This window comes from Vasconcelosia minhoensis LEGE 07310 (genome assembly GCF_015207255.1).
Lineage (GTDB): Bacteria > Cyanobacteriota > Cyanobacteriia > Phormidesmidales > Phormidesmidaceae > Vasconcelosia > Vasconcelosia minhoensis.
Genome location: NZ_JADEXG010000070.1, coordinates 1 through 19,258 on the forward strand (window position 1 = coordinate 1; position 19,258 = coordinate 19,258).

General features: G+C 52.7%; 19 protein-coding genes. 13 read left to right on the forward strand and 6 right to left on the reverse strand.

The genetic code is table 11. The features are described from left to right. The coding region (locus IQ241_RS21535; protein ID WP_228021947.1) for a FecCD family ABC transporter permease at nucleotides 1–987 on the forward strand (987 nt) is incomplete at its 5' end. Then, nucleotides 984–2,027 (forward strand): FecCD family ABC transporter permease, encoded by a 1,044-nt coding sequence (locus IQ241_RS21540; protein WP_193911211.1) that lies wholly within the window; start codon nucleotides 984–986, stop codon nucleotides 2,025–2,027. The genes IQ241_RS21535 and IQ241_RS21540, both read left to right, overlap by 4 nt. A 26-nt stretch (nucleotides 2,028–2,053) precedes the next feature. On the opposite strand, the gene IQ241_RS21545 is transcribed toward IQ241_RS21540, so the two are convergent. Beyond that, complete coding sequence (locus tag IQ241_RS21545) at nucleotides 2,054–2,632, reverse strand: Uma2 family endonuclease (protein WP_193911213.1); 579 nt, start codon at nucleotides 2,630–2,632, stop codon at nucleotides 2,054–2,056. Between the two features lie 249 nt (nucleotides 2,633–2,881). Between IQ241_RS21545 and IQ241_RS21550 the strand changes: the two genes are divergently transcribed. Both IQ241_RS21550 and IQ241_RS21555 read left to right on the forward strand, forming a co-directional pair. Continuing rightward, nucleotides 2,882–3,862 (forward strand): helix-turn-helix transcriptional regulator, encoded by a 981-nt coding sequence (locus tag IQ241_RS21550; RefSeq protein ID WP_193911215.1) that lies wholly within the window; start codon nucleotides 2,882–2,884, stop codon nucleotides 3,860–3,862. Nucleotides 3,863–3,996: 134 nt separating this feature from the next. After that, nucleotides 3,997–4,599 carry a Uma2 family endonuclease gene (locus IQ241_RS21555; RefSeq protein WP_193911217.1) on the forward strand — a complete coding sequence of 201 codons (603 nt, stop codon included), beginning with the start codon at nucleotides 3,997–3,999 and terminating at the stop codon, nucleotides 4,597–4,599. 22 nt (nucleotides 4,600–4,621) lie between these two features. On the opposite strand, the gene IQ241_RS21560 is transcribed toward IQ241_RS21555, so the two are convergent. Then, entirely contained in the window at nucleotides 4,622–4,927 is a 306-nt protein-coding gene (locus IQ241_RS21560; RefSeq protein WP_193911219.1) for a Uma2 family endonuclease, read from the reverse strand. 184 nt (nucleotides 4,928–5,111) lie between these two features. On the opposite strand from IQ241_RS21560, the gene IQ241_RS21565 reads away from it, so the two are divergent. Together IQ241_RS21565 and IQ241_RS21570 are read left to right on the forward strand one after the other, a co-directional pair. Further along, nucleotides 5,112–7,751 (forward strand): TonB-dependent receptor domain-containing protein, encoded by a 2,640-nt coding sequence (locus IQ241_RS21565; protein WP_228021948.1) that lies wholly within the window; start codon nucleotides 5,112–5,114, stop codon nucleotides 7,749–7,751. Between the two features lie 33 nt (nucleotides 7,752–7,784). Next, nucleotides 7,785–8,804, forward strand: a complete 1,020-nt coding sequence (locus IQ241_RS21570; RefSeq protein WP_193911223.1) for an ABC transporter substrate-binding protein — start codon at nucleotides 7,785–7,787, stop codon at nucleotides 8,802–8,804. A 435-nt stretch (nucleotides 8,805–9,239) separates the two neighbouring features. Here IQ241_RS21570 and IQ241_RS21575 read toward each other — a convergent pair whose 3' ends face one another. Next, the gene (locus tag IQ241_RS21575; RefSeq protein ID WP_193911225.1) at nucleotides 9,240–9,440 is read right to left on the reverse strand and encodes a type II toxin-antitoxin system VapB family antitoxin; all 201 of its coding nucleotides are present in this window, start codon (nucleotides 9,438–9,440) and stop codon (nucleotides 9,240–9,242) included. A gap of 442 nt (nucleotides 9,441–9,882) precedes the next feature. Between IQ241_RS21575 and IQ241_RS21580 the strand changes: the two genes are divergently transcribed. Together IQ241_RS21580 and IQ241_RS21585 are read left to right on the forward strand one after the other, a co-directional pair. Beyond that, on the forward strand, nucleotides 9,883–12,462 hold the full coding sequence (locus IQ241_RS21580) for a TonB-dependent siderophore receptor (protein ID WP_228021949.1): 2,580 nt from the start codon (nucleotides 9,883–9,885) through the stop codon (nucleotides 12,460–12,462). 68 nt (nucleotides 12,463–12,530) lie between these two features. Beyond that, nucleotides 12,531–13,580 carry an ABC transporter substrate-binding protein gene (locus tag IQ241_RS21585; RefSeq protein ID WP_193911229.1) on the forward strand — a complete coding sequence of 350 codons (1,050 nt, stop codon included), beginning with the start codon at nucleotides 12,531–12,533 and terminating at the stop codon, nucleotides 13,578–13,580. Nucleotides 13,581–13,640: 60 nt separating this feature from the next. Here the strand turns inward: IQ241_RS21585 and IQ241_RS21590 are convergent, their stop codons facing one another. From IQ241_RS21590 to IQ241_RS21600, 3 genes are all read right to left on the reverse strand, one after another. Continuing rightward, complete coding sequence (locus tag IQ241_RS21590) at nucleotides 13,641–14,324, reverse strand: Uma2 family endonuclease (RefSeq protein ID WP_193911231.1); 684 nt, start codon at nucleotides 14,322–14,324, stop codon at nucleotides 13,641–13,643. A 111-nt stretch (nucleotides 14,325–14,435) separates the two neighbouring features. Then, nucleotides 14,436–14,711, reverse strand: a complete 276-nt coding sequence (locus tag IQ241_RS21595) for a type II toxin-antitoxin system RelE/ParE family toxin (RefSeq protein ID WP_193911266.1) — start codon at nucleotides 14,709–14,711, stop codon at nucleotides 14,436–14,438. Further along, a complete protein-coding gene (locus IQ241_RS21600; RefSeq protein ID WP_193911233.1) occupies nucleotides 14,669–14,932 on the reverse strand; it encodes a hypothetical protein in 264 nt (87 codons plus the stop codon). Before IQ241_RS21600 ends, IQ241_RS21595 begins: the two co-directional genes overlap by 43 nt. A 66-nt stretch (nucleotides 14,933–14,998) precedes the next feature. Between IQ241_RS21600 and IQ241_RS21605 the strand changes: the two genes are divergently transcribed. From IQ241_RS21605 to IQ241_RS21625, 5 genes are all read left to right on the forward strand, one after another. After that, nucleotides 14,999–16,294, forward strand: coding sequence for an MFS transporter (locus IQ241_RS21605; RefSeq protein ID WP_193911235.1), 1,296 nt, complete (start codon nucleotides 14,999–15,001; stop codon nucleotides 16,292–16,294). A 56-nt stretch (nucleotides 16,295–16,350) separates the two neighbouring features. Next, on the forward strand, nucleotides 16,351–16,944 hold the full coding sequence (locus IQ241_RS21610; protein WP_193911237.1) for a Uma2 family endonuclease: 594 nt from the start codon (nucleotides 16,351–16,353) through the stop codon (nucleotides 16,942–16,944). 165 nt (nucleotides 16,945–17,109) lie between these two features. Next, the gene (locus IQ241_RS21615) at nucleotides 17,110–17,544 is read left to right on the forward strand and encodes a ferritin-like domain-containing protein (RefSeq protein WP_193911240.1); all 435 of its coding nucleotides are present in this window, start codon (nucleotides 17,110–17,112) and stop codon (nucleotides 17,542–17,544) included. A 54-nt stretch (nucleotides 17,545–17,598) separates the two neighbouring features. After that, a complete protein-coding gene (locus tag IQ241_RS25745) occupies nucleotides 17,599–17,961 on the forward strand; it encodes a hypothetical protein (protein WP_228021950.1) in 363 nt (120 codons plus the stop codon). A gap of 5 nt (nucleotides 17,962–17,966) precedes the next feature. Beyond that, entirely contained in the window at nucleotides 17,967–18,779 is an 813-nt protein-coding gene (locus IQ241_RS21625) for an ABC transporter ATP-binding protein (protein WP_193911242.1), read from the forward strand. Nucleotides 18,780–19,258 lie beyond the last annotated feature (479 nt).

Genomic DNA, 19,258 nt, shown 5'->3' on the forward strand with positions numbered 1-19,258 from the left:
CCCCCAACCCTCCACCTATGGCTCGGCCTCGGCTTAAGCCTCCTCACCCTAGCCGTCTGTCTTCTCCTCAGTATTCTGCTCGGCGCAGCTGATATCGAGCCTGGTACTGTCTGGCAGGCGCTCTTTCAGTTCGACGGCTCTACTAATCATTTGATTATTCGCACCGTGCGACTGCCACGGGCCATCTTGGCGGTAGCTGTAGGCGCGTCGCTAGCAGTGGCTGGCGCGATTACCCAGGGACTGACCCGCAATCCTTTAGCTGCGCCTGACATTCTCGGCATTAACGTAGGGGCGGCCCTGGCGATGGTGCTGGCGGTATTGATTCGAGGCAGCGGCGGCAGCTATGTGGGATTTGCCTTTGGCGGAGCCGCGATCGCGGCTATCACAGTCTACTGGTTGGGCTCGATAGGCCGCAGCGGTTTGACGCCGCTAAAACTGGTGATTGCTGGGGCGGCTTTGTCCTACCTGCTGGGTTCGCTAACTACGGGCGTTCTCATCCTCAGCCAGCGAACGCTGGACGACATTCGCTTTTGGCTGGCCGGGTCCCTAGCCGGTCAGGATATGGCCAGTCTGGTGCCGGTGCTGCCTTACATCGGAGTGGGGCTGGCGGCTTCCCTGGCCCTGGGACGACAGCTGACGCTGCTGTCGCTAGGCGAAGACGTGGCTCAGGGACTGGGGCTGCAAACCGCCTGGGTGAAGGTGCTAGCGGCGGTTGCTGTAGTGCTACTCGCGGGTAGCGCGGTGGCGCTAGCGGGACCGATCGGCTTTGTCGGATTGGTTGTGCCCCACGTCGTTCGCTTTGGTGTCGGCGTGGATTACCGCTGGATTTTACCCTATGCCATGATTGCTGGAGGAATTTTGCTCTCAGTAGCGGACATTGCCGCACGGCTGATAGTTCGTCCGCAGGAGCTGCCGGTGGGAATTATGACGGCGCTGGTCGGAGCGCCCTTTTTTGTTTACCTGGCGCGGACTCGAATCAAGCGATGATCTCTGCGAAACCCTGGCTCTCTGTGCGGCTGCGACGGTTTTCTTTTCGAGTCGATCGGCGGGTTCCCAAAGTGCTGGTTGCTCTCACTATGGTGGCGCTGCTATCGCTGGTGTTCAACGTTAGTCAGGGAGAATATCCAGTGCCGCCGCTGGAGGTGGTAAAAACCATTTTGGGCCTGCCTGCGAATCCTGAATACGCTTTTGTGATCAACACTCTGCGCCTGCCCCGGGCACTGGTGGCGCTGCTAGTGGGGATGGGGCTAGCGACGGCGGGCACTATCTTGCAGGGGCTCACTCGCAATCCGCTGGCCGCGCCTGAAATTATTGGGATTAACTCGGGCGCGAGCTTGGTAGCGGTGGCCTTTATCGTACTGCTGCCGGGAATACCGGTTTTCTGGCTGCCGGTGGCTGCGTTTATGGGTGGGTTGGGAGCCGCGATCGCGATCTACCTTCTGGCCTGGCAGCAGGGCAGCTCTCCCATTCGCCTGATTTTAGTCGGTATTGGTCTGACGGCGTTTACGGGTTCCCTGACCAGCCTGATGATTACCTTTGGTGAGATTAACGCCGTCAGCCAGGCGCTGGTGTGGCTGACTGGCAGCGTCTATGGCCGCAGCTGGGAACATCTCTGGCCGCTGCTGCCCTGGCTGGTGGTCTTTCTACCGCTATCGCTGCTGGCAGCACGAGATTTGGACATGCTAAACTTAGGCGAGAATTTGGCCAAGGGCTTAGGCAGCCGGGTCGAATGGACCCGCAGTTTACTGCTGCTCTGCACTGTTGCACTAGCCGGATCGGCGGTCGCGACCGCAGGCACCATTGGCTTTGTCGGCTTGATGGCCCCGCACCTGGCCCGGCAGCTGGTTGGCCCGTCTCACGCTGGGCTCATCCCGACGGCGGCCCTGACCGGGGCCTGCATTGTCGAACTGGCAGATTTAGCTGGACGGCTTCTGTTTGCGCCGATTGAGCTGCCCTGCGGGGTGATTACCGCCGTAATTGGTGCCCCGTATTTTTTGTGGCTGCTGTATCGCGATCGCCACAAATGAGCAGTCATTGGACAGTACAGAAAGCTTTAGACGAGGAGACGCAACACATCGACCGCGATATCAGGGAATGCCAACGGGTTGATACTTCCTGCGGTCACTTCCTGGCGAGATTGATATTTCCCGTCTATGGGACTATGGAACATGATGAGGGCGTTCTTTTTGAGGTTAATCACCCAGTACTCAGCAATGCCTGCTGCTGCGTAGATATCAGCTTTTACGCCTAAATCTTTGTCAAGACTAGTCTGGGAGTACTCGATGACCCAAAAGATATTTTCCGGGTAGGGATGGTGAATATCGTATTCAGTTTCTCGGGGCTGTACGATCGCCAAATCTGGCTCAGGCTCAGAACCGCTGGGTAAGGTAATCGGCGCACCAACCCGCAATATTGCCCGTTCACCCAAGAGCTGAATCAGGTAGTTCTGCGCCTTTGTTCTCTGACTGGCATGAGGAATTCCCTCTGGCGACATCTCGACAACGACTCCATTCAACAATTCAACGCGGCAATCGTCCCAAACTCCTGCATCTACCATGCGGTGATATTGCTCTAAAGTGACTTTTGCGGGGATGAGTTCAGGTGTAGTCGGTTGCGATCGCGCCTGAGTCATAGCGGTTCCTCAAGTGAGCTGGTTTGATCCTATCATTGCTGGCCAGCAGACACCGGTTAGGCGATCGCACTGCGCCTCAGGCCATCATCGCCCTAAGGGTACAGCTCTATGCCTTATGGCACATGTCTGAATACTTTCCAGTACGACCCGGGTGAAAGGCTACTCCGTGCTGGCCAGGTTTAATGATATTATTTCTCGATAAGCTAGAACGGCCTGCCCCCTGAATACCATCGCTAAAATTTCAGTTTTATGCCTCTATTTCTCTCTGTCCCCGCCGCCCTAACTCAGCAACCCGAAGCTGCTGAATGGGTCCAGTCGGTTCGGCAGCCCTGGATCATTCCCCTAGAAGACTCCACTGGCGACAGCCGAGGCTATCGCCAAGAAGTGAATCTGCGTCCGGGACTCAATGTGCTGATTGACGATTACACACTCAAAGAGGAGCTGATTGTAGAAACCGGCACCGGTGAGTCCTGTGAGGCTGACCTGGCATTAGAACTCAGCTTTATGATTTTGGGTCACAATCGCCATGAAAGCGTGCAGTCTGGCCACAGCTTCTTTCAGGCGGAATGGTGCGGTGTTGATGGCGGACGGTTTCACTGGCAGGCTGGAGAGCGAGTTTTGAAACTGGACGTTCACATTGAGCCAGTTCTATTCGAGACTCTGGTCGGCGAGCAGCTGAACGCTCTACCTCCAAGCCTGAGACGGCTCGTGCAGAATTCTCAGCCTAGCTGTATTGATTTCTGGCAGGTTTGCCCAATAACGGCGGCGATGCAATCAGCTATTTATCAGATCCTGAACTGTCCCTATCGAGGGCTAACCCAGTGGCTTTTTTGGGAAAGCAAGGTCTTGGAGCTCATTGCTCTACGGCTAGAACAAGTCAGTCAGATCAACCAGGCCGCTTCATCGGGCTTACGACCCGATGAGATTGATCGCATTCACCAGGCCAGTGAGATTTTGCAGCAGCGCCTGGCTGAGCCGCCCTCGCTGCTGGAGCTAGCGCGGCTGGCAGGGATTAATGACCACAAGCTCAAGGTTGGCTTTCGCCAGGTATTTGGCACTACAGTATTTGGGTACTTGCGGCGGCATCGGCTAGAGCAGGCTCATCAGCTGCTGCAAGAGCGTCAAATCTCAGTCAGTGCAGCAGCGGCGGCAGTCGGCTACAGCAGCCAGGGCCATTTTGCCGCTGCGTTTCGGAAACAGTTTGGTTTCAATCCTAAAAATTTTCCCTAATGTTGTTTCCGTCAAGGACACGCCTTAAATCTGCCAGTCGTAGGCCAGCCATAGAGCTGGTATCCATCCCTGAACCAGAGTCAGCGGCTAAGCATTAAAATGTCCAAATACCGGGCAGGATAGGGAGCCATATCATGACCCAGCTACTCATTCAAACGGAAAGCATGCCTTTGACGGTCAATTTTCCCGCGATCGCGCCCATGACCCACGCCCAGTTCTACGAATTTTGTCAGGCGAATCAAGATTTACGCATCGAACGTACTGCTGTGGGAGAAGTCATTATTATGCCGCCCACGTTTTCAGATACCGGCAACCGCAACCTCAAGGTGGCGCAACAGCTGGCAAACTGGGCAGATCAAGACGGCACCGGTGAGACCTTTGACTCCAGCACCGGCTTTACCCTACCCAACGGTGCTGTTCGCTCACCTGATGCTTCCTGGATTAAACGCGAACGTTGGGACGCTCTCACAAACGAAGAACAAGCATCCTTTGCCCCCATCTGCCCCGATTTTGTTATTGAACTACGTTCGGCAAGCGATGCTCTGGCTACCCTCCAGGCCAAGCTGCAAGAGTATATCAACAATGGTGCCGGGCTCGGTTTCTTGATTGATCGAAAGAACCGTACGGTCTATCTCTACCGGCCCGGTCAATCTCCTGAGGTTCTAGAGCATCCCGAAGCCGTCAGCGGCGAGCCAGAACTGCCGGGATTTGTCTTACAGCTGGCAAAGATCTGGTAAGCCAGCGGACTGATTGGCATTGCTATTCAAACACAGGTGGCCAGAGGTCGGATACGGGCACTTCCCAACCGGGTAGGACCTCCGGTAGTCTCAATACGCGGACATCGCGGCTATCATTGGGCAACCGAAAGCCTGCGCTGGAGGCCGCTACTCGCCCTAACTTGCGAGGCCGTACCCAGTTTCCTAACAGGCGAATCGTTTCAGCTGCAACCTCATCTGACTTATAGCCTGATGGACTCATGACGATCACCTTGCCGTTGACCAGCTCCAGCCGATGGTCAGGATACTGCGCCTGGAATGTCTGTAAATCAGCTTGAGTCGGTAGCATAGCCACTTTCCAAAGGACGGGGTACTTACTACAGACTATTTTGCCACTTCTTCATATTCTCACTCCGCCTTCACAAAAAGATCCGGCTGGGAATGAAAAAGATCCGGCTGGGAACTAACACGGTCTACAACTCGCTATAGGATTTTTTCAATTGGGAATTCATAGCAATAGCGCGGTGTGAGGCATGATTGGTTTGAAAACAGGCTCCTTTGGGCTAACGATGGTCGGGTTGCTAACGGCGATTCTATCGCCAGCAGTTTGGGCAAATCCCCCAGCGCCAGTGATGGCAGCAGAACCCGCGACCAGTAAACTGCTCCAACCCAGTCCGATGACTGACGCTTCTGAGCCGGAGCCCGCAGCGCCGACGCTTCATGACTGGCTGGCTCAGGCTGTGGCAGCTGAACCGGCGGTGATTACAGATGTGCAGGTTAATTCAACCCCAGCCGGTCTGAATATTGTGCTGATGTCGGATCAGCCCTTGTCAGCGGGCGAATCTCGGGTAGTCGGTAATGCCCTGATTACTGAAATTCCCAACGCTACGCTGAACCTGACCGATGGGGCGGCTGCCGAGCAGTTTAGCCCAGCCGAGGGGATTGCCCTGGTGCAGGTATCGAGCCTGCCTGATGGCGGCGTGCAGGTGGCAGTTACGGGAACCGATGCGCCACCTCAAGCTCAAATCAGCTCAGAAGCAGGGAATTTGGTGCTAGACATCACCCCAGGGGCCGCGACAGCTGAAAGTACCGAGGAGGGTACTATTCAACTGGTTGTAACGGCAACGCGAACGGAGGAGGATATTCGAGACGTGCCGCGCTCGGTGACGGTAATTACTCGCGAAGAAATCGAGGAACAAAGCCAGCTGACCACAAATTTACAGGATATTCTGGGACAGACGGTACCGGGGTTAGGACCACCGACCCAAAGCTTCAGAAATTTCCCTCAAACCCTGAGAGGGCGGGATGTTCAAATCTTAGTCGATGGTGTTCCCATCAGCACTAACCAGAGCACGGCATTCGTGTTTGAGCTGAGAAGTATTGCACCCAGTGCCATCGAGCAGATTGAGGTGGTGCGCGGTCCTTCAGCGGTGTTTGGAGAAGGCGCGACGGGTGGAATTATTAACATCATTACCCGCCAGCCTACGGAGGAACTGACTCAGACTCTGGAAACTCGCGGGAACACTCGGGGAGACTTCGCGAGCGACAGCTTTGGGACCTATTTAGAATATGGTGCGTCAGACACATCGGAGCCCTTTGACGCTGTTTTCAATGCTTCATTTGAAAGTTTTGGTTTTGCCTTCGATGGCGCAGGCGATCGCATTCCTTTTCTGGGAAGGGCACCCGAGAACGGTCGCACCTTTAATATCTTAGGCAAGCTAGGGATAGACTTAGGCGAAGAGCAGCGCCTCCAGCTCAGCGTGAACCATTTTGACGACAGTAATAGTGTTGAATTCATCAACGACCCCACCGTTGATGATGATCCCGATGCCGATAAGGCCCGCGCTTTGAGAAGAGATATTGAGTTTATCGGTTTAGACGACGAAGGAATCCGACGATTTACAAATGTCAGCCTGAACTATAGCCATGAAAATATTCTCGGGAGCCGACTAGATGCTCAGGGCTTCTATCGCAATAATTTTGGTCGGTTTGCAGAACCTTTTGAAGATACGGTGACCGGTTTTTTTGTTACAGCTGATCAAGAGTCAGAACGGTGGGGCGGTCGAGTTGAAGTTGAAACTCCTTTTTCTGAGGCATTTAACTTACTCTGGGGGGCAGACTACAGCCAGGAAAACCTCTCTCAGCCCTATCAGCGCATTGATGCTGATGAGTTTATTGAAAGTGACTTTATGGTCGCTCGCTTCGTTGAGGATATCTTTTTGACACCGCCCTACGAAGTGGAAAACCTGGGTTTATTTGCCCAAGCTCAGTGGGATATCAGCCCCAACTGGCTGCTTAGCGGTGGAGCTCGATATGAGAATATTGGCGTCAGCGTAGATGATTACACAGCCGTTCTATTTCAGGAAACTCCGATTGACGTTGAAGGGGGCAGTATTAGTGCGGATGATGTCGTGTTTAACATTGGTACGGTTTATGACCTGACCGATGAAGTCAGCGTGTTTGCCAGTTTTGCCCAAGGCTTCGGCGTGCCAGACTTTGGCCGACTGTTTCGCTCACCTCCAGAGGGCTTTACTTCTGTTGAAGACGACCTCGATTTCACAGCGCCGCAGAAGGTCGATAACTACGAGTTAGGATTTCGCGGGCAGTGGGACAATGTCCAGTTTTCTCTGGCTGGCTTCTACAACTATTCTGACCTGGGAGTAACTCTAGTGCAGCTGACCGACCCGCTGAGAGTAGAAGTTGCCCGTGCACCTGAGCGAGTTTATGGCGTAGAGGCGACGGTTGATTGGCAACCGAGTGAAACCTGGCTCTTAGGCAGCACCGTAAGCTGGAACGAAGGCGAAAATGACCTGGATGAAGACGGTGATTTTGAAGCCCTCGATACTAGCCGCATTCAGCCTATTAAGTTAACCGCCTATGTCGAGAATGAGACTTTACCGGGATGGCGTAATCGACTGCAAGCGCTGTTCGTAGGAGGCCGCGATCGCGGCTTTGAGGCAGGCGCTGATTTTGTGGAAATTGAGAGCTATTTTGTTCTGAACTATATCAGCAGCATTCAGGCAGGTCCGGGTACTATCCAAATTGGGATTCAAAACCTACTAGACGAGGAATATTTTACCGTTGGTAACCAGCAGTTTGCTCCGTTTTCTCTAATGGAAAAGGTTGCAGCACCGGGCAGAACGATCAGCATTGGCTATCAAGTTGACTTTTGATAAAAAGGCAAAAAAAAGCGATGATCTAGAGTGATGAAAGTAGAACTTAGGGCCAAGTTCTGGGTATTGGGTGCCTTGATGCTTTTTTTCATTTCGGCTTGTTCTAGCCGCTCTCAAAAGCCATCAGAAATTGAGGCACAGCCGTCAGTTGGCGATTGTCAAATCATTCAGCACGAAGCTGGCGAGACAGAGATCTGCGGCAACCCTCAAAAAGCAGCTGTTTTAGGACCTCATATGCTCGATATTTTGCTATCCCTAGGAGAACAACCTGCAGGATATGCCGAATGGTATACAGAGGGGGTTGGGAACCCCGTTACAGAAATACCCGTTTTGGATAGCCGCGTCACGACTCAACCGCTCAATCTGGGTTTGCGAAACACTCCTTCTCTAGAAGCATTGGTGAAGTTAAAGCCAGATATCATTCTCGGGGAGAGTCTTCACGAGCCATACTATTCGAAGTTCTCAGACATCGCGCCAACTTTGCTATTCAGCGGTCAAGGCAATGACTGGAAACACAGCATTCCCAAAATTGCTCAGGTATTCGGGCGTGAGGAGCAGGCACAAAAAGTTATTGAGGCACACCGTCAGAAACTTGCAGAGACTCGGGCAGAGCTAGCTCCTGTTACAGATCGCTATCCGCGAGTTTTAATATTTGCTACCCCACAGTTACCCAATTCTATTAATGTCAGGACGGGCGAAAGCCTGAGCGGAACCCTCTTTGAACAGTTAGGGTTTGAACTGGCGCTGCCCAAAAATCAGCAGGCTGAATTTGGCGAAATCCCTGTCTCTTTGGAGGTCTTACCCCAGCTTGAAGCAGATATTGTCATCGTGATTGTGACAGATTACCTTCACGACGATGCGATGGAGCAAGTTAAGCAGGCTTGGAAACAGAATCCGATTACTCAATCTATGCAGGCCAGCAAAGAAGGGCGGGTGTATTTTGTTGAATATTACACTTGGGGCAGCAACATGCGCGGCCCTATTGCTGCAGATATTATTCTCGACGAAACCCGTCAGCTTCTACTCCCGCTCGCCTCAAAATTAAACCGTTAATTTAGCAAAGACAGTTAGCGTAAACCGCATTTACTGATGCAGGACGACAGGAATATGTCTTTTAAATAACGTAAAATCTCCATCCGTTGTCAGGATGCTGTAGCTGCGACGATGTGCAGCAGCGCAAATCAAGAAGTCCGTGTTACTTCCCTGAATGCCATGCTTTCGACAAGTATTATAAAACTCAGCGGCTAACTCATAATCGCCAATCGCCAATCTCCAGTTCTAAATTGGGAAATGCTTTCAGGTAGTCTCGCAATCTACTAAATTGCTCAGATTCACGGATGCCTGATAAAATCTCCTGCCGAATCACACCTAACAGGACAACGCTACTGTCAAGAATTAGTTTCCGCAGAATTATAACCTGGGGACTTTCCTGTAAACTTTGGTTCCGTCTCAGCGCTAATGACCAAACTGAAGTGTCAACAACCACCTTCATGTCTGTTGCCGCTGCTGTTTATAATCATAATCTTGATCATATTCAATTTTACCAAAGAGCTCTAAAACCTTCAGCTGTTTCCGTCGCTGCACGTATTCTTGAAGCGCTTCCTCTATCACGGCTTTTTCAGTGTGATGCTCTCCGAGCCCCAATGCTTCCTGAACTAATAGGCGATTGATTTCGAGATTTGCTGACATTGAAACGGTACCTCCAGCTTTGCTCCTTAAGTAATCCCCTCTAGCTTTAACCCTTAATTCATTCTAAACCTTGATTCTGAGCCTACGCATACCTTCATCCTAAACTGGTTCGGCCAGCTGGTCTCCACGATTGGTATTTATATGACCGAGTTTGCCCTGACGCTTTGGGCTTGGGACTTGACCGGCTCGGCAACGGCGCTAGCGCTGATAGGCTTCTTCTCTCAGCTCAAACGCGAGCGGCCATAGGTCAGGCTCCCTGATGGATTCATGACGATCACCTTACCGTTGACCCGCTCCAGCGCCACTTCTTCATAGCCTCACTCCCCCTGCTCAAAAAGATCCGGCTGGGAATGAAAAAGATCCGGCTGGGAACTAACACGGTCTACAACTCGCTATAGGATTTTCTCAATTGAGAATTCATAGCAATAGCGCGGTGTGAGGCATGATTGGTTTGAAAACAGGCTCCTTTGGGCTAATGACGGTAGGGTTGCTAACGGCGATTTTATCGCCAGCGGTTTGGGCAAATCCCCCAGCGCCAGTGATGGCAGCAGAACCAGAGACCGGTGAACTGCTCCAACCCAGACCAGTTCCTGATGGCTCTGAGCTGGAGCCCACAGCGCCGACGCTTGATGACTGGATGGCTCAGGCTGTGGCAGCTGAACCAGCGATGATTACAGATGTGCAGGTTAATTCAACCCCAGCCGGGCTGAGTATCATCCTGGTATCTGACCAGCCTTTATCGGCGGGTGCTTCCAGGATAGAGGGCAATGCCCTGATTACTGAAATTCCCAATGTCGCGCTGAATTTAACCAATGAGGCGGCTGCCGAGCAGCTTAGCCCAGCCGAAGGGATTGCCCTAGTGCAGGTAACATCGCTACCCGATGGGGGCGTGCGACTGGCGATCACGGGTACCCAGACTGCCCCTGCTATTACGTCGTCTCCGGTGGCCTCGGGTTTGGCTTTCGCGGTTGCTCCGAACGTGGCTGACGCTGCAGGGGTGGCAGAAGATGCCATCCAGCTCCAGGTGACCGGGGATGCTGCGGATACGGGCTATCGAGTGCCGAGTGCTGGCGTCACCCGCCTGGAGACTCCCTTGCTAGAAACCCCTGCGTCGGTGCAAGTTATCCCCCGTCAATTATTTGAAGACCGAGCCGCCTCTGACCTGGCCGATGCCCTGCGAACGGCGGTCGGGGTGTCCCAGTTCACGTCATCCCGCGACCTTTTCAATAATGTGTTGATTCGCGGTTTTGATGTCTCCTCTTTAGCCTTGCGAAACGGGATTCCCGAAACCTTTTTCACCCTCTCGCCTCCCAGAAGTCTGAGCAATGTGGAGCGGTTGGAGGTGTTATCGGGGCCAGACTCGATTGCAACTGGGAAAATTTCTCCAGGGGGGGTGGTCAATATCGTGACCAAGCAGCCTCTGTCCATACCGTTCTATGAACTCTCAGCCAGCTACGGTCGATTTAACACCGTTGAAGGACAGGTCGATTTGTCAGGCCCCCTTGACGCCGAGAATCGAGTCCGCTACCGACTCAACGGCTCCTACGAATATTCCGATACGTTCATTGATACTGACGATGTCAATATACAGCAGGCGACGATCGCACCCGTTCTCAGTTGGGATATCAGCGATCGCACCCGCCTTAACCTCGAAGGACTCTATCTCAATGGTGAATATCCTTTAATCGTGGGGTTGCCGGCACGGGGTACAATATTAGAGAATCCGTCTGGTGAAATTCCTCGCGATCAATTCCTGGGAGAACCCAATGAGGATCGCAACGACCGCCAAATCATCCAGATGGGATATGATTTAGAGCATCGTTTCAGCGAAAGTTGGTCATTGCGTCACACCTTTCGGTATAGCAATTTTCAAGATGAGCAAATAGGGGCCTTCCCGAGCGCTCTACAGGATGATTTGAGAACACTGGAACGGTTTGGGTTTCTAGACATATTTGACATCAACAATTACCAAGCTACAGCCTATGCGACGGGCGAGTTTGAGACCGGCAGTATCGATCACAGGCTAGTGGCAGGGGTAGATTACGTTTTTGAAGACTCGTTTTATGATTTTGAAGAGTTTGAAGCAGAAACTATCGATATCTTTGAGCCAGACTTTGCCGGAGGCTTAGGAGCCTCTGTCGGGACTGGTAGCTTTTTGAACAGCAACGAAGGACTCGGGATTTATCTGCAAGACCAGCTTCGTTTTTGGGACGATCGCCTGATTCTTTCCTTGGGAGGGCGCGTCGATTTTGTCAACTCAGCCAGCGAAGATCGACAAGTTTCAGACTCGCAAGAGTCCCAAAGCGATACGGCTTTTAGCCCCCGAGTCGGCATTCTATTCCAACCAGTGGACAATATTTCGCTCTACGGCAGCTATAGCCGCTCGTTTCAGCAGGTAACCGGACGCAGTGCCACCAATGACTTGTTCAGTCCCTCCCGAGGGACTCAGTGGGAAATTGGGGCGAAAGCCGACTGGCTAGACGAACGGCTGTTCACTACCCTGGCATTTTACGATCTAACCCTATCGAATGTGCTCACAACTGATTTAGACAATCCTAACTTTGATACCCAAACAGGAGAACAACGCAGCCGGGGTGTGGAACTCTTGACTCAGGGTGAAATTCTACCTAACTGGAACGTCGTCGCCAGCTATGCCTACACCGATGCCGAAGTCACCGTCGATAACGACATTGCTGTTGGCAATCGCCTCGCTAACGTGCCCCGCCACTCTGCCAGTTTGTGGACAACCTACACCATTCCTGAGGGCAGCTTGGCTGGATTGGGATTTGGCCTTGGGCTGTTTTACGTGGGAGAACGAGAAGCCGACCTGAACAACTCTTTTGAAGTACCCAGTTACTTTAGAACTGATGCCGCACTGTTCTATCGCCGTGACGATTTTGATCTGGCTTTGAATATTAAGAACCTGTTTGACGTGAACTATGTGGATTCAGTGGATGATGCTTTAAGAGTCAATCTGGCCGATCCAATCACCTTTCAGCTCTCGGCGTCTTATCGGTTTTAAGCTAAATCAAATTCTTGATAAATATGCGTATTGACAAAATTTTGATAAGCTCATTTGGGCGTCGGCAAATGTATGCCTCAAATCAGGGCCGTCTGCAGGGGCTGAAGTTTTGGCTGCTGGCTTTGCTGACCTGTTATTGGGTCACCGCCTGTGCGCCATCTGCGCCGCTCCCATCGGTATCAGTGGCCTCCTCTGATGCTGCCCATTGCCGTCAGGTAGAGCATGAGCTGGGAACCACGGAGATTTGTGGTCAGCCGGAAAAGATTGCCGTCTTGAGCCCGCACATTTTAGATATTGTGCTGGCCTTGGGAGCGCAGCCAGGAGCCTATGCTGAAACCGTGGCTCTTAATGTAGCTCGATTCAACAAGCCGAGTGAGCAAATTCCTTACTTAGGCGATCGCATCGTCACTCAGCCCGTCAACCTGGGCGATCGCAAAAATCCTTCGCTAGAAAAACTAACCCTGCTCAAGCCCGACCTGATCTTGAGCGAAGATTGGTTGGTGCGCGATCAGTACCCGCTACTGTCCCAAATCGCCCCTACGATGCTGTTTACCGATAAAAAAAATGGTCAACAGCACTGGCGCAACACTATTGATGGTATTGCTAAAGCTCTGGGGCGCGAGGCGAGGGCAGACCAGGTAAAAACCACCTTTAGGCAGCAATTAGCAGCAGCGCGTCAAACGTTGGCCCCCGTCGTCGAAACTTTTCCAGACGTTCTGATTTTGGCGGTCAACAATGATATGACCCATGTGGAGATCGCAGCTGATAGTACGGTGGGTGATTTACTCAAAGAAATTGGCTTCCAGCTGGTTTTTCCTGACCCTATTGCTGGGGGAGAGACGCGGTGGCGATTGATTTCCCCAGAAATTTTACCAACACTAAAGGCTGACATTGCAATTGTCATTGTTTGGGACGCTGCCGGGTTTTATAACCCAGAGGCCAAGCTCAGAGAGCGATGGAATGAAACCCCGATTTTGAGGAAAATGTCAGCAGCCAAGGCGAACCGCATTTTCTTTGTTGATTATCAACTCTGGGGAAGCAACATCCGTGGCCCGATTACCGATGAACTCATTCTGGACAAGCTCCCTGATATGCTTTTGCCTTTGACGAATGAGTAGCGGAGACTGCGATCGCTCTCAGTCAGTACCGACCCGTCTACTCATACCCCGGAAAACATCTCAGAAATTTAAAGGGTGCAGTGATCGCATAAATGCTTGATGCTCTGATGAATTTACGCCCTGTTGTAACACCGACAAAACTGTTACCATGTCCCCTGCTAGCAAAGCCGACACCGCTAACCATAACCCTGGAAAGATGCGGCTACGAACAATGCCCTGCTCATCGGGCCGTTGAGCCTGATAGTCGTCCGCCTCCAGCACAAACCAATCCAACTGACCTTCCAAGGTGCGCCAGACGATATACTCCTGCACCTGATTGCGCCGGTATGCCCGCTTTTTGTCGTGCAGGTCGATGGCGACGCTACTGGCTGCGATTTCGGCTATAAGTTCTGGCGCACCTTCAATGTAGTCATCTGCATCAATTACGGCCTGTCTTCCTGGCACCAGCAGCACGGCATCGGGTTGGGGTTCATTCTCCAGATCTAGTCGCACCGTGGGTTCAATGCCCAAAACGACACCGGGCGTCATCGTTTTATAGGTCCACAACCATCCAGTGATATCACCGTGAGGTTCCCCATGACTTCTAATTCTCAACGGCGACGCCATGTACACCACCCCTTCAACCAGTTCTGCCTTTGTGTCCTCCGGCATGGCCGCATAACGCCGCTCAAACTCGGCCCGCGAAAGGCGATCGCCGTTTTCAAGCAGGAGTACGTCACGTCTGGATTCTGAACGGGTAAACATCAATCTGCCCTCAGCTATGCTTCTATTCTAAGTCTGGCCTAAAACGATAGCCCGCCCTCATTCATCCACGCCATGCGTACTTTTGTTCTGCTTTGGTTCGGGCAGCAGACCTCAATAAACCTCATCATGAGAGCCAATGTCGATCAGCAAAATATCATCTTCTTCAGTCTCTGGATTCTTCACAAAATTGAAGACCATGCGGCAATCATACTCAACAGAACAGGCCCAAGCTCCAGATAGCTTTCCTTTCAGCCTATGGGTTTGCAGAACTGAAGAAAACGGATTTTCTGCCAAGAGTCTCAACCGGTCTTCAACTCGGGCTTGTAGATTGGGTTGCCGTCGAATTAATCGTTTGAAGGCACGCTTAAATGACGAGGCCAGAAGAATCTGCCTCCTCGCCTTAGTTCAGCGATTACATCTTCAATCGTACCCCGGAATATTTTGCCCGTCTCATAGTCTGCTTGAGCTTGCGCAATATGCTTGGCGATTTGCTCTCGCCGTCGTTCTACCAATCGTCGGTGGATCAGCTCGACCAGCATTTCTTGATCCTCATTTGATAGCGTTTCGATGCTTTCTAAAACCTGATCAAGCCTAGAACCCTGTGCCATATTGACCTCTATAGCTTAGCTTTCATCTCATATTAGTCGGGCTATAGGCTGCCCTGTATTTATTGTATGCGCACGTTTACTTTAATCTGGTTCGGCCAGCTCGTCTCCACGATCGGCAGCTATATGACCGGGTTCGCCCTGACGCTTTGGGCTTGGGATCTGACCGGCTCGGCAACGGCACTGGCGCTGCTCGGCTTTTTCTCTCAGCTGCCTCGGATTCCCGTTACCCTAGTCGCCGGGCTGATAGTGGACCGCTTTAACCGCAAGCGTTTGATGATGCTGGGCGACGCGATCGTGGCTCTCTCCACCGTCGGCATCGGCGTCTTCTATCTCACCGATAGCCTACAGCTCTGGCATCTCTATCTGGCCGCAACCCTGAGCGGCGGCTTCGGACAAATCCAGAGCCTGGCGTATCAAACTTCGATTTCTTCAATGGTGCCGGGTCGGCAGCTAACCCGGGCCAACGGCATGAACTCGGCTGTGCACTATGGGGCGGCAATTGTTGGACCGGCTGTAGCCGGGATGCTCTATCCGCTAGTCGGACTGCTGGGGATTTTGCTAGCTGACCTAGCGACGTTTGGGATTGCGATCGCAACCCTGCTCTACGTCCAGATTCCCCAACCGCCTCAGCAGGTTAGCGCTCAATTGGAAACCATAGCGGCCAAACTCACCTTTGGCTTTCGCTACGTGTGGCAGCAGTCCGAACTCAGGGCGCTGCTGCTGCTGACCACTCTCTTCTGGTTTTTCCATGACCTGGGCGAGGCCATTTACGACCCGATGATTTTGGCCCGCACCGGTGGCAGCGCTCAGGTGCTCGCGAGTACCGCTAGCGCCGCCGGGATTGGGGGCGTGACCGGAGCCATTCTGCTCAGCGTCTGGGGTGGCCCCCGGCGGCGCATTTTTGGTATGCTAGCCGGGTTTATCGGGGCCGGTCTGAGTAAAACTGTCTTTGGGCTGGGACGGTCGCCACTGGTTTGGGTGCCGGCTCAGTTCTGCTCCTCGCTGAATTTTCCCCTGTTAGGTAGCTCTGAAATCGCGCTTTGGATGACCCAGATTCCCCCAGAGCGCCAGGGGCGGGTGTTTGCCGCCAATGCGCTAGTGGTGCAGGGGGGGAGCGCGATCGCGGCCCTGATTGCGGGTCCCCTAGCCGACCAGTGGCTAGAACCCGCGATCGCGCCTGGAAACCATCTACTCAGCGGCATCCTCGGGACCGGCTCCGGCGCGGGTATGGCGCTGCTGTATGGGTTTTGTGCCGTGGCGATGGTGGGCGTGGGGGTTGGGGGATTCTGGCTGCCTGCGCTTAGAAGGCTGGAAGCCAGTCCGACGGTAGCTGAGCAAAGGATAGGCTCCGACCGGGGCTAGGCGCTTTGCTAAACTTTGGATATATCTGGCTAGGCTAGCAGCAGAAACTCATCACCATGACGTCAGCGGTTCCTCAGACAGCTCAATTTATGACCATGGCAGAGTATCTCGCCTATGACGATGGCACAGATACTCGCTATGAGCTGGTGGATGGAGTGCTAGTCGCTATGCCTGTAGAGAGCCAGATGAACGCTATCATTGCAAAATTTTTGCTATTTGAGCTGGCCAAACATTTACCAATCGCCATGCTGACGTTCAAAGATACCGAAGTAGAGGTGGCTGGAAGCCGAGCAAAATCTCGACTGCCTGACCTGATGGTGCATTCAGAAGAATCCTATGCGGCTTTAGCGGGGCAAAAACGAGCTATCCTGCTGCGAGATATGCCGCCGCCTGCCCTTGTCGTTGAAGTTGTCTCGCCGGGGCAGGAAAATCGAGACCGCGACTATCGCTACAAGCGGACAGAATATGCCGCGCGGGGCATTGCCGAATACTGGATCGTTGACCCAGAGGCACAGCAGATTATCCTCTGCCTGTGGGTAAAGGGACAGTACGAAGACACCGTTTATCAGGGAGAAGCCCCGCTCAAATCTACAGTTGTTCCCGACTTTGACCTGAGTGCTGCTCAAATCCTGGCGTTGGGACAAAATTAGTTTGCTCAGGCTATCTGTTTTGGACTGTCGGCAGGCGATGGGATAAGTTGGCAGCCCGTTCTGGGTTACGCTACTTGACAGCGGTCTGACTTTCAATGAGAATGAATGTCATTAAATCCGACTCAAGGCCAGTTAAACCCAGTCAGAGGCTGTCTCAGCAAGCTCATGAAAGATCTCAATACGAAAAGCACGATTGACCTGCTCAACCAGATTATGGAGTTCGAGCTGGCGGGCGTGGTGCGCTATACCCACTACTCGCTGATGGTGACTGGCCCCAACCGAATACCCATTGTCGATTTTTTCAAGGAGCAGGCCAGCGAGTCTTTGACCCATGCCCAAGAAGCGGGGGAAATTATTACCGGCTTAGAAGGCCATCCCAATCAGCGCATCGCCACGATTGAAGAGACCCATCAGCACTCGGTGAAGGATCTGCTGAAGGAAAGCCTCAACCATGAGCAGCGCGCCCTGGACATGTATAAGGAGCTGCTGGGCGTGGTAGAAGATGCCAGCATTTACCTCGAAGAGTATACCCGCACCAAGATTGGCCAGGAAGAGATGCATAACCTCGAAATCAAAAAGATGCTGCGTGACTATAGCTGAAATCTGAATTCGTCAAAAAGCTAAAATGGGATTATTGACCTGGAGGTGGAAAGCATGATATCTCTGCCAATTACCCTAGAGCAGCTTATTGCAGCCATTTCCCAGCTGCAGCCAGAGGAACAGAATCAGGTCGCTCAGGCATTGGTTCAGCTCAACCTAAACTCAGATTTGGAAGCTTTGATTCGAGAGCTTTATGCTCAGCCTCCTGCGGATGACGTTACAGACAATAACATTATGAATGAGGTTAGAGCCGTACGTCAGAAAACTCAAAAAGCTGGCGCTATTGTCTCTGGAGATTGCGATTTGCGCGATGATGATGAACTAAGAGCTGCAATGAGGTCAGCTGCAATGAGGTCATATGATATCGAATTGCTAGGTGTTCAGTCTTTTCTAAAGCGTTTAGAAAAAGTGAACTAAGCCTTATGAAATTCGATAATGTTGCCTCGGTCTCGCTAACGACTCGAAAGCTGACGCTGGCCTATGATGGCAATGTCATTATTCAGGGTTTAGATCTGGCCATTCCCCAGGGCCAAATGACAACGCTGGTCGGTCCTAACGGCTGCGGCAAGTCTACTCTGCTGCGAGGACTGGCGCGGCTGCTAAAACCCAAGGGGGGGACGGTGTATTTAGAGGGAGACGCGATCGCGCACCTGCCCACCAAAACCCTGGCCAAACGCCTCGGCATTCTCCCCCAGAGCCCTGCCGCCCCAGAGGGGCTGACGGTACGAGAGCTGGTTGCCCAGGGCCGCTATCCCCACCAAAACTGGCTACAGCAGTGGTCCCAGCAGGATGAAATTAAGGTTGAGCAGGCGATTGCCACGACCCGACTGCTTGACTTTGCCAATCGCCCCCTCGATACCCTCTCAGGCGGCCAGCGGCAGCGCGCCTGGATTGCGATGGCCCTAGCCCAGGATACCGAAACGCTCCTACTAGACGAACCGACCACTTACTTAGACCTGGCCCATCAAATCGAAGTCCTCGACCTGCTCTATCACCTCAACCAAAACGCCGGTCGCACCGTGATTATGGTCCTTCACGACCTGAATATGGCCTGCCGCTACAGCCACCATCTGATTGCCCTGAGAGAAGGCTCCGTCATCGCTCAAGGATCTCCCCAAACCGTTGTGACAGAAGTTCTGGTGAAACAGGTTTTTGACCTAGATAGCCGGATCATTGTCGACCCGGTTGTGGGGACACCGCTATGCATTCCGCTCAGCCCGTCTGTAGCGCTTTAGAAGCGTGCGGGTACGGGTCGTGGGTACGGAAGCGGCTCCAGAGATGAGCAGCCAGAAACCAGGACCACGCTGACCAGTAGCGCTCTAACAGCAGCAAGTCTCACTAAGCCCATTTTGTCAAACATGATAACGATTTTCAATAAGCATATCGCTGCTATGCCAGAGGCTATTGCCAGAGGCTATTGTTGAAATAGCTGGGTTGAGCCATTAGCAGCTGCGTTGATATTGGTCTCGTCGTAAAAACCGCCTAGGCGTCGTTAATCGTGGCAAGCGAGTCTAGCTGAGTCCTGATTTAATTCACTAGCTTCGAAGAACTTAAAGAATTTGGACTTGCAGGCATTAGAAAGCTATAAATAGATGGTCGAGCCCGATAGATTCGCGCTTATGCCTATCAGAGTGGCTTATTGGCTGAATACGACTGAAAATGGTTGCTTTTCTAAGACGCTTACTGAGCTGGGCTAGAGCTTTGCTAGGGCTCG

What these genes read in the sequence shown, in the direction of transcription:
- IQ241_RS21585 (WP_193911229.1), top strand. Translation starts at nt 12,531, where the DNA reads ATGTATGCCTCAAATCAGGGCCGTCTGCAGGGGCTGAAGTTTTGGCTG.
- IQ241_RS21545 (WP_193911213.1), bottom strand. Translation starts at nt 2,632, where the DNA reads ATGACTCAGGCGCGATCGCAACCGACTACACCTGAACTCATCCCCGCA.
- IQ241_RS21580 (WP_228021949.1), top strand. Translation starts at nt 9,883, where the DNA reads ATGATTGGTTTGAAAACAGGCTCCTTTGGGCTAATGACGGTAGGGTTG.
- IQ241_RS21605 (WP_193911235.1), top strand. Translation starts at nt 14,999, where the DNA reads ATGCGCACGTTTACTTTAATCTGGTTCGGCCAGCTCGTCTCCACGATC.
- IQ241_RS21615 (WP_193911240.1), top strand. Translation starts at nt 17,110, where the DNA reads ATGAAAGATCTCAATACGAAAAGCACGATTGACCTGCTCAACCAGATT.
- IQ241_RS21625 (WP_193911242.1), top strand. Translation starts at nt 17,967, where the DNA reads ATGAAATTCGATAATGTTGCCTCGGTCTCGCTAACGACTCGAAAGCTG.
- IQ241_RS21560 (WP_193911219.1), bottom strand. Translation starts at nt 4,927, where the DNA reads ATGCTACCGACTCAAGCTGATTTACAGACATTCCAGGCGCAGTATCCT.
- IQ241_RS21575 (WP_193911225.1), bottom strand. Translation starts at nt 9,440, where the DNA reads ATGTCAGCAAATCTCGAAATCAATCGCCTATTAGTTCAGGAAGCATTG.
- IQ241_RS21565 (WP_228021948.1), top strand. Translation starts at nt 5,112, where the DNA reads ATGATTGGTTTGAAAACAGGCTCCTTTGGGCTAACGATGGTCGGGTTG.
- IQ241_RS21570 (WP_193911223.1), top strand. Translation starts at nt 7,785, where the DNA reads ATGAAAGTAGAACTTAGGGCCAAGTTCTGGGTATTGGGTGCCTTGATG.
- IQ241_RS21600 (WP_193911233.1), bottom strand. Translation starts at nt 14,932, where the DNA reads ATGGCACAGGGTTCTAGGCTTGATCAGGTTTTAGAAAGCATCGAAACG.
- IQ241_RS21555 (WP_193911217.1), top strand. Translation starts at nt 3,997, where the DNA reads ATGACCCAGCTACTCATTCAAACGGAAAGCATGCCTTTGACGGTCAAT.
- IQ241_RS21610 (WP_193911237.1), top strand. Translation starts at nt 16,351, where the DNA reads ATGACGTCAGCGGTTCCTCAGACAGCTCAATTTATGACCATGGCAGAG.
- IQ241_RS25745 (WP_228021950.1), top strand. Translation starts at nt 17,599, where the DNA reads ATGATATCTCTGCCAATTACCCTAGAGCAGCTTATTGCAGCCATTTCC.
- IQ241_RS21550 (WP_193911215.1), top strand. Translation starts at nt 2,882, where the DNA reads ATGCCTCTATTTCTCTCTGTCCCCGCCGCCCTAACTCAGCAACCCGAA.
- IQ241_RS21590 (WP_193911231.1), bottom strand. Translation starts at nt 14,324, where the DNA reads ATGTTTACCCGTTCAGAATCCAGACGTGACGTACTCCTGCTTGAAAAC.
- IQ241_RS21540 (WP_193911211.1), top strand. Translation starts at nt 984, where the DNA reads ATGATCTCTGCGAAACCCTGGCTCTCTGTGCGGCTGCGACGGTTTTCT.